Here is a 14,919-nt window from a genome sequence, read left to right as displayed (position 1 = left end):
GGGTCGCTGTCCCGCATGGATTTCCACATATCGCGAAGCGTCGCCGCGATGCGGTCGCGCGCGGTGAGACCGTTCCCCACGTCATCGGTGAAGGCCTCGGGGTGCCAACCCGCTCGTAACAGTGTGGCGAACTCGTCCGCCGAGCGACCATCGGGGCCGGCGTCCCGAACCTCGGGCAGGTTCAGGTCCGGCCACATCGCGCTCTGGTCACGGACGATATGGGTGGTGCAGTTGGCCGAGACACCCTCGAGTTCCTGCTCCAACAGGGCCATATCGGCGGTATTCGGCGGCCGATACCGAGCACCACCTTCTTCGGACACTGTGAGGGCGGGCCCCCAGCCGACCTCGATATCGGGGGGCAGCATCATGGCCTGGTTCGAGGCGGCATCGACGATATCGCGACCGTCGGGCAACGCGTCCACGACGAGTCCGGACATACCCCGCCGGTGGTGGCGCTGCACCTCCATCATCCCGGCGATATCACGGATCAGGCCGTAGCCCGCTGCCTCGCTCGGTTCGTATGCGCCCAGATACACCACCGAGGCCCGTTTTCCGCTGGGGTCGAAAAGGGTTGCGGCGTAGTCCAACCCGTTTCGCAGAAGTTCGGGATCGGTGCGGCCGGCGACGGTTATCTCGGTGTGGTCCGCGGTGTCGACATCACCGAAGACAATGGTGGTTACCTCGAAGCCGGCGTGACCGCTCATCCGCAGCCCCGGACTCAATACGTGCACCGGTGGGTGTCCGGGCAGTGTCGCGGCGAGCTGTTCGGCGCGTTCCAGTTCGGCCACGAGGTTCTTCAGCCCGGTCAACCGGGGAAGTGCTTCGTCCTCGGTGAGCCGGCCCATATCGCGGAGTGTTTGCAGGGCCGCCAATTCCTGGGCCAACAGCATGCGGTTGGCACGGTTGCGCCAACGCGCCGGAACACCGGGTTGTAGGGCGAGTTTCTCGGGTGCGCCTTCCACCAGTAGCCAGCGGTCTTCTCGGCTCAACCCGGCCCACGCGACCGTCAGATTATCGGAATGGATGATTGTCGTGTCGCCGAACATGCTGCGCCACAAGGATTGCGCGCGATCGGGCACGGTCGGGTCCGTCGACGGCTCCGCCAGTATCTGCTGCCGGGGTGTTCCCGAGGGCGGGAGAAGGCCGGCGAGTGCCGCGACGACCGATTCGTGCTCCGGACCACCCGGATTCCCCAGCGGTTCGCCGGCGGCCTCGTCCTCGGCGATCTCGAAGCGAGAGGTCCGGTCCGAGGTGAGTCGATCATGCGCCAATGCCGCGCGGATCAAGGTGTCGTCCGCGGCGGTGGCGGGCGCGAGCCGGATCGTCGCGTCGGGGTAGGCCAGGGTCAACCTGAACAGGTCCCGGGCCAATCGCTCGGGGTCGGCGCCCTGCCACAGCCCTACCGCATGCGGCATATCGGCCGCCCGGTCCAGCGCGTCGAACAAGGTGTCGCCATTCGTCCAGGCCCGCAGATTCTCCGGGGTGGGTGGCGTATCGGCGATGAACACCGTGACCTGGGTGGGAGCCTCCACCTCACCGGTCAGCAGGAAGGTTCGACCGTCCGCTTCCACATGCAACGGCAATGCCATCGGGCGCAGTGAGAGGGCGAAATCAGCGGTGACGTTCGCGGTGATCTCCAGCGCTCGAACCAGAGCCGCCAATCGCCTCGCGTCGACGGCGTCGTGCGGTTCCCGCAGCATTCGGGCGAATCGATGCAGCAGCGCCTGTGCACGGTCGTTCTCGGCGATACCGTCGAGTTCGGCGATCAGCTCGGCGGCCCCGGTTATGAGCAGGGTTTTGCGTTCGGATTCGCTCCACAACCGCATGACGTCGTGGGGTGTGAGCTCGGAGCGCTCGAATCGCCGACGTGCCGTATCGGCTTCTGCCTGCGCGTGAGGGTCGAGCGGTTCGGACGAGGGCAGCCGGAATTCGGCGGCTCGAGCGGATTCCGCGGGCGGCAGTTCACGGGTAGCGGCGATCTCCTCGGGCAGCGCCGCGTGCGCGGTGCGCATGACGGCGATACCGTCGCCGCCGCCGATCAACTCGATACGGGGCGGTGCCTGCGGGCGGGCCTGCTGCACCTTCGTCAGTTCCCGGGCCAGCGCCTCGGTGTCCGCGGCGGTCAGATCGATCGAATACGGTGCGCGGCCGCGAACGGCGAGCTCATCGTCGTAGCGATACAGCACCACCATGGCGACCGGGCCCCGCACTTGTTCGGCCGCGAAGAGGTCGAGCAGTGAATCCGACTGCTGTAGCAGGGTTTTCATATCGGTCGCGGTATCGACCGTGACGCCGATCACGATTTCCGCGGTGGCCGTGTCGCCGTATTCGAATACGATCCGTCCCCGGTCCGCGTCCCGGTCGGCCCGGTTGTACTCCAACAACCGCGCCGGTTCGATACCTCGACGGCCGGCCTGTTTGTGGATGTACTTCCGGAGCTGGTTCACGGCTTCCAGTTCGCGTTCGCGTTCCGAGTTCGGTCGCGACGCGAGAGCCGCCAACTGTTCGTCCAGCTCCGTCCGGTTACGGGTGTCGCGTTCGGTGGATTCGCCCGGGAGGACACGGTCGTCGCGCGGCAGGTCCATGAGGTCGGCGGAGGGAATATCGTCCCCGATCGCCAACCGCTGGTCTTCCACGAACGGAACCACGGCATTACCGGCCTTGTCGGCGGCGATGCCGTGGACCTGCACCGGCCTCAGTCGGTTACGGGCCCGCAACCAGTCCCGCACTCCGTTGTCGTAGTGGGTCTCCTCCCGACCGTCGACCCATTCGCGCACCACCAGCCGGTTGTCGTGATCGATCTCCACCTCGAACATGTGCGCACCGGCCTGCCGGCCGTCCCGGAAGGTCATTGCCCCCGCGACGGCACCGCCCTCGGCGCTCACATATGCGACGAGGTCCTCGAGCGAGGAGAAACGCTGCCAGTCGGCGTCGGCGGCATACGCGACATCGAATTCCGATGCCCCGGAAAGCGGGACATAGGACAACACGGATGTGTCCGTGGATGTCTCGGTCAGGCCGCCGCGGCGTGCCCGGAATTCCCGGAACCGCCGCACCGCGATCGGAGCGGAATTCGGTATGTCCTTGTGCGGCGGAAGATCCGGTACCGCCGTGGTCGGGTCGATCGGCTCGAATCGACCGTTGATCTCGGTCACCAGGTCGTACATCGCGGCAATGGCGCCCGGCTCGCGATCGCGGGCCAGCGTTTCGAGCCGCTCGACCTGTTTCATCAACCGGTCGTAACGGCGATCCGCCTGCAAATACGTCTCGATGGCCGCGGTCGCATCCCGCTGCCGGCGGTACTGGTCCAGCACCATGAGGGTGCCCTCCGCGCCCGGGGTCCTTTCCAGGTTGTACCGTCGGCGACGCAGATGCCCGTCCGTCATTGCCGCCATCGGCATACCGAAACGCTCGGCCAGCTTCCGGAGGAGCTCGGCGCGTTGGGCACGTGCCTGCCGCAAGGCGGTGTGGTCGAGGGATCGGGCGTCGATGTCGTAGGTGGCGAGGCGCTGCCGCGCGGATGTCCGTTCCCGCTCCGCTCGACGCAATTGGTCCGCCATGGAGCCGATACCATCGTGGTTCGCCAACCATCGATAATGCTCGATTTCGGCTTCCGCGATGGCGAAATCCGGTATTTCACGGAGTAATTCGGCGATACGGGTCAACTGGGTGCCGGATTCCGCCCGGCCCGACAGGACCGTGAGCACGTCACGGAGTCGGTCCGCGGACAGATCGTCCGGCCGCAGCGGCAGCCGCAACCGCGCGGCCATCTCCGCCCGGTCGCCCTCGTTCATGCCCCGGGTCACCTCATCGACCGCTTGCTCGATATCGGCGAGATAGCGCATGCCGACCACCAGGCGACGGGCCTGCGCGGCGAATAGTTCCCGCCTCGCCTCGGTCTCGGATATCCGCCCTCGTCGCACGGTCTCCAGGTACTGCGCGAAACGCTGCGCTTCCGCGTCGGCGAGGACCAGTCGGGGGGCGGCGTCGTACAGGCCGATCAGGATCTGCAGGTGTTCCAGCCCGGTGGCGCGCTTTGCCAACCCGAATACGGTTTCGAGCACCCGGCCCGGCTCGAGACCGTCCGCGGCCACTCGGAGCGAGACCCCGTCGATCGAGAGTTGGCCGATCAACTCGGTGATCGCGTCGGCGGCTCTGCGGCGGGCCTGCTGCGCGAGAACGAGCTCGTCCCGGATCTCCCATTCCGCTCGGGTCGGCGCCGAATCGAGCTCGTCGGCCACATCACCGAGCAACCACATCCGCGCGACCGCGGCGGACGCGCCGGCGGGATGGATGATGTGGTTCTCCGGGCGAAGGCCGTACGGGTCCCGCGACCGGCGCATGGCGGTGCGCTCCATGATCAGACGTTCCAGCCGCATCGCGGTCGCCACCGTCAGGTTCTGCGCCGATGCGATGGAATCGGGTCCGTGGACGCGAAGCACCACGACCAGCGCTGTGTCACCGTCGTCGCCGTCCCGGAACGCCCGGATCGCCGAGGCCATGCCGGGGCTCGACTCGGCGGACTCGAAAGCCGTCCAATGCACCCGTTTCGCGGTATCCGGGTCACCGAACGCCACGACCACTTCCCGAACGTCACCGTCCACCCGGCGCGACAGCTGCCGCACGGGGAGTCCGCTTTCGGCCACCTCGTTCAGGAGGGAGCGGATTTCCCGATGCCAGGCGAGCCGGTGTTCGTTCGGGACCGTTTCCCGTGTCTCGACGGCCGGCGGTATCGCCATCCGCCCGGCCGCATCGCGCACTTGCGCGGGAAGCCCGGGCGCTTCGGCGAGGACCTCCGGATGCTGTTCCAGCAGGGTCCGGTGCACGTACGGCGGCCAGGCGCGCCAGATCCGGTCGTTGGCCGCGGCGCGGCGACGCACGGTGCCGAGGTCGACGTCGAAGGGCACCGAAAGGTCGTGGACGCTGCGCAACCCCGCCCATTTCAGGGCGGTGTGGACCACCGTGCGGGGATCTTCCGGGGCCTTGCGGTCGCCCGAATCGTCCGGGAGCACCGGCGAGTCGTGCGGGTGTGACGGTGGGACGAGCGGGGTCACCGCGGCGTCGGCGTCCACGATCTGGACCGCGCTCGACAGCGCCTCTCGGCCCGCGCGGGTTCGACGGAAGGCACGGATCGCGATATCCCTGGCGCGCGCACCTACCGCCGACAGGGTGATGCCGTCCAGAGATGCGGCGGATTCGTCCCGGTTCGTGTGCAATTCGACGAGCCGGTGGTACAAGATGGCGTCATCCGCCGGGTGGATCAGCACCGCCGCACAAAATTCGTCGGCGAAGACCGGGGTCAGTTGGTTCATGGCCCACGCCAGATCCGGGTCCGGGACCGGAATGCCGTGATCGACCACCGGCCGGGGCGGAACCGGCCCCTCGGCGACCCGCACGAACAGTTTCTGGGCCCGACGCACATCGCCGATGGCGAGTATCGGTTCTCCCGGCTCACCGGGACCCGGGAACGTCTGCAACCGCACCGGCAGGTCACCGGGCAGGTGTGCGGCCCAGCGTTCGGCGACGGTGAGCCGGTCGGCCCAGGCGTTCAGCTTCGCCAGGCGGGCCGCATTCTCCACAGTGGGTTCGGCCGCGCGCAGCAGGTCGCGTTCGCGTACCAGCCGCATCCGGTTCACTTCGTCGCGCACCGAATCCGGTAGGTCCTGACCGGCCAGCTCATCGGCCAAGGTGTGCAGGATCGCGTCCCGAGCGCTGGTGAAATCGATGGCGTTCCAGCGTTGTTCGATCTGTCGCAGACGTAGTCGCCGATACGCGTTCGCCTGCTCGAAGGACACGGTCGTGCCGAACTCACCGACGGCGGCGGTGACGGCGGCGACGGCGGTGTCCACCCGCCGAAGCAGACCCTGCCACGCCAGTCGCGCCGTACTCCGGTGGGCATTGGCGTAAAGGGGTTTGATGGGCGGCAGGCCCCGACGGGGCGGGACGTACCCGGGCAGCTCGGTCACGCCGGCACCGATGCGGACATTTTTGAAGTCCAGGGTCGCGATCGCCTGCGATCTGCCGTCCGGACCCAGCGGCCGGGCCGGTGCGCCGTCGGCTTTCAGGGCCATTCCGCTCAGGCTGTCCACATCGCCCTGGCGCGACACCCAGTCCCAGAACTCGATCCCTTCGTCCGGGCCGAGCCTCCCGTCGACATCCCGGCCGTGGCCGTCGACCACCTTTACGGTGTCGCCGTCCCGATATACGAGCACCGCGTGCGAACCGACCTCGTTCGTTTTGTCGAGACCGCGATGACCGAGCACCGCGACCACCAGATCCCCGGTGGCCGACACCCGATCGTGCAGTGCCTGCCACGAGTCGAAACCATCCTTCTCCCAATCTGATCCGACGATCTCCGGTGCCTGCAGGGGACCTGTCCCCGGTAGATCGGACCGGAACTGTCCCCGATGCGCCGGCAGCGGTCTGCCCAGTTTCCGGTAGGCGGCGGCGGTGGCGTCCCGCAGACAGGTGTACTGGTCGTCCGCGCGGTTCGGGTCCGTGCCGCGGGGCCGTTCCCAGGCGGTGGTGACGGGTGATTCGGCGGTGAAGGCGTCCCGGGGACGGTCTTCGGTGAGCAGATTGTTCAGTTGCGCGCCGAATCCGTCGGCCAGCGCGGTCTCGATGCGGGCCAGTTGTTCGGTGGTGGTATCGATGACGGCCGAGGCGATGAATGCCTCGTCCAGTTGCCGGAGAGCTTCGAGATGGGCGTCGAGCGCCCGGTCCGGCCGCATATGACGGGTATCCGCCAGGGCACGGGCCTGTTCCGCGGTGAGTTGTTCGGCCGACAACCCGTGTTCGGCCAATACCGACGCACCGATCATCTCCGCCAGGGCCGTGCGGGCCTGTTCCTGGGCCGTGCGCAGTTGCTCGGTTCGCCCGAATTGCAGCCACTGCCCGCCCATTTCCACGATGACCGGGGAATCGTCGAGCCGGGCCCGCATCTCGACCAGCCGGTCCTGCACCCGCACCCACTCACCGGCGAGCGTATCGAGTCGTTCGGCGTGCTCTTGCAACCGATGCAGCCGCGCGATCAGACCATCCCGCTGCTCGGCCCGACGCACCAACTGCCCCAGATCATGTCTGATCCGGGCGATCGTTTCGACCTCACCGCTTCGGGGCCGAGCCTTCCGAGCATCCCGGTACGCCAGTTCGAGGCCGGCGAGCTCGGGCCTGCCCGGCGGCAGTTGGTACCAGTTGCCGCTGTAGCGCTGCCGGTAGTCTTCGCCGAGTCGGTCCAGGTCCTCCTCGGCCAACTCGACCTGGATCCGGGTCCGACGCAGGGCGGTGCGCAGGTCGCGTAGGCCGCTCATTCGGTCGAATATCGCGACGATCTGTTCTCGATGCGCGATCTCGACGTCCAGATCCCGACAGGCGACGGCCTCGTCGATGCGATCGGACCTGTCGTGTCGGGCGGCGAAACGTTCGACCAACTGCGCCACCCGAGCGGGGGTGAGCGCCGACACCGGAATACCCGTGCGCTGCGCCAGCTTCTCGGCGCGCACACGGCGCGCCTCGCGATGCTGCGCCAACTCTTCGACATATTCACGGACGTCGTCGAAGGCCACATCCCGCGATCCGCGCTCGGCGTACAGGTCGTTGCGCTGTGTCTCGAGCATCTGCGCCAACGCGCGCAGTTCGAGGCCGTCCGTGACCGTCACGGCGGTGCCCGGCCCGAGCACACCCATCCGGTGCGCCATATGCGGCAGCCGATCCAACCGGTTGTCGAACTCGGCGGTGAGACGACTCAACGTGTCGAGTTCGCCGTCACCGGTCCGCTGCATCGATATGCGGTGGTCGTAGATTACCGCCGCCTGCTCACGCAGCTCGACCAGTTCTTTCAGCAGTGACTCGTACTGGTCTCTGCTCAGCCGTCCCTGTTCGAAACGCGTCTCGGCACGGAAGATCACGGTTTCGACCAGGTCGATCTTCGCGGCCCGGGTGGGCAGCGCATCCCGCGCCGTCCGGCGCATCTCGTCCAGATACACGTCCAAGCGGGGTACGGTGCCGAGCACCCGTTCCGGCCGCTCGGCGTCGACCGTCCGTTCCGACGGGGCGACCCGGTTCTTACGGCCCCCTCCGGTCAATATCTCGAGGAGTCGGCGGGTGCGGCGCCGGGCGCCGAGCGCCGCCGGCCGCTCGAAGACGGTTCGATGGTCGGCCATCCGCCGATCGGCCAGCGCGGCCTGTACCAGGTCCCGGTGGGCGCGGTCGACGTCCAGCCGGATCGGATCCGTCGCGCTTCGCTCGGCGGCGATATCGGCGAGCCCGGCGGCCAGGATCGCCGGGTCGGCGGTTTGCAATACGACCACCGCCACCGTCCGATCCGGATACGCGCGGTGTTCTTCGGCGTACACGCCGGTCGCGTCCCGCAAACCATTGCGCAGCGACAGCGCCCCCGGCTGTCCGTCCACCAACACCACGACCCGATCGGCGGTGCGAGGGTCGCCGACGGTGACGAACGTCGGGGCGTCGGCCGAGCGCAGGGTGACCACGGGGGAGTCTGGAAGAGCCTGGGCCCACTGCCGGGTCCGATTCACGATGTGGTCGAGACCGACGCCGGTTTCCGGTAGGCGTTGCGCTATCGGATCCCCCACCGCGACCCCGTCGCCGCGGCCGATGACCTCCACCGTCGGCACCGGCACATGCGGGGCCCGGGCCTGGTGTATCGCCAGGTTGGAAACGATCCGGTGCACGAGTTTCTCGCCGAGGGCGGCGACCGTGTCGGCCGCGGCACCCGCGGCCCCGTAACGCAGCACCGCGATCGTGGCGGTGACCCGGTCGGGTCGGTTCTCGACCCGTGCTATCTCGACGGCCTCTTCCACCCGCGTGGTCAGCTCGGCGGGGTTGTCGGCATTGGGCGGCAGGAACCACACCTGGTGTTGCGCGGTGATCTTGCGATCACCGAACTCGATCAGCACAACCCCCTCACCGTGGGGCAGGAAATGCACCGGCAGACCTAGCTCCCGACCGTAGGCGTCGGCGACCTCCAACGCCTGATCGAGGGCGTGCAGCTCCTGGAGCCGGGCCCGTCCGGCGGGGTCGAGCACATTGTTGCGCGCTTGCTCCCGCAGCCGCTGCGCTTGCGGAACCGGATTGCGGCGGTTGCGTTTGTCCTGCGACGCGCTCGGCACGACTTCGGCGACGGTGTAGATATCCGGGTACTCGAGCCGGAAGACCGCACGGATATCGCGGCCCTCGTACTCGGCGGTGGAGTGATCCCAGAAGGTGACCGCGGCCCGTGCCGCGGCCCGTGTGGCGGCAATATCGACGCGGGTGCCGGTCGCAACCAGCTCGGCCACATCGGCCAGACCCACGGCATGCAACGCGGCCCGCAGGGCTTCGCGAGACCGATACGACTGCTCGGCCCGTAGTCGGCGCTCGAACTCGGGATCCGGGTCCCCTGCCAGTGGGACCTCGACATACCGGCCTCGGGTGTCCACCACACCGGGCAGGTCCCGCCCGGCCTCACCCGGAGACTCCCCTTCGCCCAAGGGGGCGACCGGTCGACCGTCGACGCCCAACACGATGCCGTGCAACGGTCCGCTCGGCTCGTCCCATCGGTCGAACGGTTTGTCGACGACCGCATTGCCCTTGCGTTCGTGTACCCACACCTGGCCGTCGGGGTGGCGATACATCACGAACATATGCGCGCCGACCGGGCCGTGCGTGACGGTGCCCACGACGATCTCCCCATCGGCGGCCCGGCTGCGCATGGCTTCGAGATCGGCGAAACCACCGGTCTCCCACTTGGCGCCGAGCAACCCGGCGACAGCGGAGGGCAGTATGCCGTCGGCCCAGATCGCGGTGTCGAACATCGACGGCGGAGTGATATCCGCCCCGAGGGTTTCCCGGAGGAACCACAGCACGTCGACAGCGCAGACCTTCGGGACACCCGCCAGGCGCGTCCGCGGTGTCTCGCTCGCCGGGGCAACCCACGGACCGCCCCCGACACCGTCGGGGGTGGGCGCGGCGGGCGCCGGCCGAACGGGCGCCGGCCGAACGGGCGCCGGGCGCATTCCGCCGGTGGAGCCGAGCTCCGGTCGCGTACGCGGAGCGGTCGGAGCCTCCGCCGGTTCGGTGCTGCCGACAGCAGGTTCGACCAGTAGCGAATTCCACGATTCCGGTGTCGGCCGCTCGTACCGCGCCACGTCCGTGAGCGCGACCGCGAAGTCCTCGTCACGCAGTCGTGGCACCCTGCCGCTGTCGAACACCCGATGCGGTTCGCCCTTGTCGTCCAGGAACAGGACGTAGACCTTCCGACCCGTTTCGTCCGAGGTCACCACCAGGTCGTCCTGGTACACGCCCAGGCCGATGTCCCGACGCCGAATGTGCTCGTCGCCATTGCCGTCGACCGTCCGGGTCAACCAATAGACATGTCCCTGGTCGCCGTCCCCGTCCCGGCCGGTCGTGGTCGGCACGAATATCACCGCGCCGACACCGTGGCCGCTACCCGCGCGCACCGCCTCACGCCGCGCGGCCCACTCGCGCAACATCCGCGCCGCATCGGCGAGGTCGGCCGCTTCCTGCGATTTCATGGGCCGTTTCTGCGGGGTGCGCTGTCCCAGCGCCTGTTCGACCCGGCCGACCAGAACCCCGTGCAAGTTCGGCGCGCCCAGCTCCGCCAACAGGAGCTGCACGGGAATGCCGTAGAACTCGGCGATATCCCCGAGCACCGCACGGGCGCACTGGTTGAGCTCGTGCGCGGGTAGCGAACCCACGGGGGTGACCCATACATCGGTGCCCGGACGCCGATAAGGCACCAGGCCGGGCCCGGCTCCCCGTGCGACCGCGGCGATCGCCTCCTCGGCCGACCCGAGGCGAAGCGCCTGATCCAGTTGGCCTTCGAGTGCGTCGATCTCCTCCGCGAGGAGAACGGCCTCGTCGGCGCACAGCGCCACGGCCTCGAGCGAATCACCCGCCGTGAAGGCGGCGTCCAGTTCGGCCGACGGCGTATGCGGGCCCATCCAGAGTTCCACGGTTTCGGCGAGGGCCCGGTCGCGTAGCGCACGCACCTGCTTCGGCCACTGCGTCACATCACCGAGTTGGATTTCGGACGAACCGTGTCTTTTGGCCACGTCGGCCACGGTTCTGACGAGGGTGCGGTATCTCTCCTGCGCGGTCTTGTATCGGTCGACGATGTCGTCGATCTGGCGCAGCTGCGCATCCAACCGCCGGAATTGCAGTGCCCGGTCCAGGTATTCCTCGATCGCCGTCCGCAGTTGGCCGTGCGCCGATTCGATGACATTCGGCTCGACATGCTGCCGGGCCCTCGGCAGGATGCGCAGGTCCTGCCGCATATTCTGCAGAACCTTCCGTAATTTCGCGGGGTTGCCGTACTCGTCGGGGTCCGTCGGGATCCACTCGGTGTCGGCGGTGTCGTGGACGTGCAGTCGATAGATGTCGCGCGCCATGACATACCTGTCGGCGGCGGCCTGTTGTTGGGCGTACGCGTAGCGGCGCGCGGTGGCCAATGCGTCCGCACCGGTGGACCAGATCGACAGTCGCTGTTCCTGAGCGCGCTGCTCGAGCAGCGTTTCCAGCTGCCGGTAGGTCCAGGCGGCCGACAATGCGGGACCGGGCCGTCCCTGCCGGATGATGTCCTGCACCCGCTCCGAGGTCACCGCGGCGACCGGGATGTCTTCCTCGGCGGCGATTCGCGCGGTCACCCGATCCACCGCGGCCGCCACCTCGAGGACATCGCTGTCCAGGCCCAGTGGCGTCTCATCCGGCTCCACCTCGGCGAGCTGCCGTGCCGTATCCGCGGCCGAGCGGGCCAGATCCTCTCGACGCGCCATGATCTCCGCGACGAACTCGTTCAGATTCGCCCCCCGGGTCACCCCGAATTCCCCGGTGTCCGGCAGCGACGGATCCGCGTCGAAGTTCTCGGCCGCTTCTCGGGCCGTGTGAATACGGCGCTCGATCTCGTCGAGGACATCGGTCAACGCCCGCAGTTGGGCGTATTCCCATGCGGTATCCCGTACCACATCCGACTTCGTGGGGTCGGAGAGGATCTCCTCCAACTCGGCGACGGACGGCGGCGTCTCTATCTCTAGGAACCGCAATATCTCCACTTCGGCCCGGCCGCGCAACCGTTCCAGTTCGGCGCGGGTCCGTTTCCCGGCGATCATCCACCGGCCCTCCACGGTCAAACCCAGGCCGTGATGTGTCGGATCGACCGGATTTCCGAAAACCGTGGGCGATTCGACCGGCTGCCGCGCCCACAGCAGAGCGCGGGCGAGAGCGTTCAGACGCAATACATCGGCAACCAGGGCGGCGTACCTGCTCGCGGCTTCTCTTCCGTGCGCCAGGCGGGCGTAGGCGGCCTGCAGCACATTGTCCAGCGCCTCGATCCGACGCTCCCAGGCGGCGAGTCGGTGGAGCTCGTGAACGGCCGACACCGCGCGATGCAATTCCCGGAAATTCTCTACCGCCCGCGCCACTTCGGGCGGTTTCCCATCCCATTCGTCCAGGTTCGCCAAGGCCTGCATTACCGCGGGCTCGTCGTCCGGCTTCGCGGGGAGTCGCAGCTCCGCGCGCCGGTCGTCGCTCACCGAAGCCGTGTCCAGTAATGCGTTCAGCGTCCGACGCGCCTCCTCGCGCTCGGCGGTCCAATGATCCAGCTCGGCGGAGGCTCCACGCTCCTCCAGCAGCGCCGCCACATTCGCCGACTCCGGGAACAGAACCACGAGTTCCCGCCGCAGTCGCCAACGGTCGACGGCAATGGCGTCACGCAACTGCAGCAGATACTCACCCGAAAGGGGCACGCGATCCGCCGTGGCCGGCTCACCGGCCGGCCGCGCCGGCTCTTCGTCCGGATCGGGGACGAAACGTATGCCCAGCTCGCGCGGTTCACGTTCGGCGAACGGGCGATTCGGCTCTTCGCCCGGCTGCAGCTCGTGCAGCGGCTGCTTGTCCTCGGTGAAAACGAGACCGGAGAGCGGCCCTTCGGGTTTGTCCCATTCGTCGAAGCGCACATCACGCACCCGTCCTCGGACGGATTCGGGTGTCCGCGCCGCGCCGGTACGGTCCTGGCCCGTCATGACGAATTCGTGCACCCGCACTTCGCCGTCACGCCCCCGGTACACCACGAACATGTGCGCACCGACATCGCCGAAGTCGACCGCCCCGAATACGACACCGCCGTTTTCGGCGATCGCATACATTTCGTCGAGCGAATCGAACCCACCGGGCAGCCATTTCGAGCGCGCGGAAATCGCTGCCTCTTCCCAGCTCATCCCGCTCGACAATGGTTTTCCGTCCCGCAATGACGGTCCGCGCACCGGCAGACCCAGTACCTTCTCGCCGAACCACAGCGCCTCCACCGCACACACCCGAGGGATGTCGTCGCGCAAATGCAGCACCTGCGACGGGGTCGGGCGCTGCGGTGGCGTCGAACCGTCGGCGGCCGACCGACCGGCCGGCCGGCGCGAACCGACCGAGGAACGGACCTGCCTCCCGTCGGTGGGACCGGTGAGGGGGCCGGTGCCGGACAACTCGGCGGGTCGATCCGACTCGATCGCGACGCCGACCCGGGACAGGGCCTCGGTCAGGGCGGTGTCGAGTTCCGTTATCCGCGCCGACAGTTCGTCGCGGCGCGCGGCGACGGTCGCGTGGTCGCCAGGGTGTCGCACGGGCAGTGCGGCGCGTTCGTCCTCGGCCCGACGCAGTTGTCCCGCCAACCGGTCGAGTTGTCGCGCGTGTCGCTCCAAGGTGTCGACCCGTCGCACCAGGTCGGCGCGCGCATCGGCGGCATCGGCGAACCGGAGCAGGAGACGGGACAACCGGAGTTTTTCGGGGTCCGTCTGGGATACTCGCAGCGATTCCCCGTACGCTCGCAGCTTCTGGCGCCACAGTTCGTCCGCCCAGTCCCGCTTCGCGCCGACGACAGCGGCGAGTTCACCCGAGGCATCGGCTGTCACGGCCCGCGACAGGTCCGCGAATATCGCCGCCACCCGGTCCCGCTCGGCTCTGGCCCGACGCAACGCGGTGGACAGCGCCTCGATGCGGTCGATACGTTCCCCCGCCGCCAGATACTCTTCGAGATCGCGAACGGCCAGATCGTGATCGCGCAGCGTCCGCAGGTGTCGGAGTTCTTCGGTGGTGGGTCGGGTACTTCCATCGGGTGCGACGGCCCGGGCGACCGCGGCCTCGTGCACCTGCCGCAGCAGATCCCGGAACGCGCCGCGGAGCAGGGGCCCGGTCGGCATGCTCAGGCCCAGATCCCGCAGCAGCTCCTCGACCGGCGCGGCCAGGCGGGGACGTTCGGACCGCAGCTTCGCCAACTGCTCGGGTCCCACCGAGGTGAGGTCCGGGTCCCCGGTCGACGCGATGCGGGACTGTCGATACCACAACCGGGTCGCGGCGGCGGCGCGGCGAGCGCGCACGAGTTCCGGCCCCACCTCGCCTCGACGGGTGACCGGTGTTCGGGTCTCGTCGCGAAGCGCCTCGGCCAAGCCGCTGTCGAGCAGATTGTCCAATGCCCGGACGGTAATGGCGTGTCCGTCCCGCTCCCGTTCGATCCGGTCACGCAACTCCAGGAATTCCGTGGCCAGCCGGGCGCGTTCGACCAGCATCTCTTCGAAGCCGTTGCGTGGTCCACCGGCGGTGAGCTCAGGTGGGTCGATGAGCGCCAACAGTTCCGCGCGCGACATCCGCGTCGGTGGGGTGTCGGTATCCAGCAATGCCCGCAACAGCATGCCGGTGTGCTCGTAGGCGATGTCCAGTTCCGTCCGCCGTCGGCTCGCGGCGTGACTCGAATACTCATCCCTCACCGGGATCTCGTGATCCAATAGCCCCCGGTCACCGGCCAATTCCTCGAGTCGGGCCGCCTGGACGGACAACCGGCGGTATCGCTCGGTATCACCGCCCGCCAAAACCTGCTCGGCGGCGGCGCGCAACCGCTGCCGCAATTCCAGGATC

1 protein-coding gene (only partly in view) is annotated in these 14,919 nt (G+C 68.2%); it reads right to left on the bottom strand.

This entire window lies inside a single protein-coding gene on the bottom strand: locus ON32_RS03710, encoding a LacI family DNA-binding transcriptional regulator (RefSeq protein WP_040788662.1). The 64,242-nt coding sequence extends 33,832 nt beyond the window's left edge and 15,491 nt beyond its right edge, so the window shows coding positions 15,492–30,410, spanning codon 5,164 (partial) through codon 10,137 (partial); the first complete codon in reading order (the gene reads right to left) occupies positions 14,916 to 14,918. Both codon boundaries (start and stop) fall beyond the window edges.

The sequence above is a fragment of the Nocardia paucivorans NBRC 100373 genome, assembly GCF_000308675.1.
GTDB classification, from domain to species: domain Bacteria; phylum Actinomycetota; class Actinomycetes; order Mycobacteriales; family Mycobacteriaceae; genus Nocardia; species Nocardia paucivorans.
The sequence above is the reverse complement of the archived record's forward strand: the minus strand, read 5'-3'. Positions and strand labels throughout refer to the sequence as shown.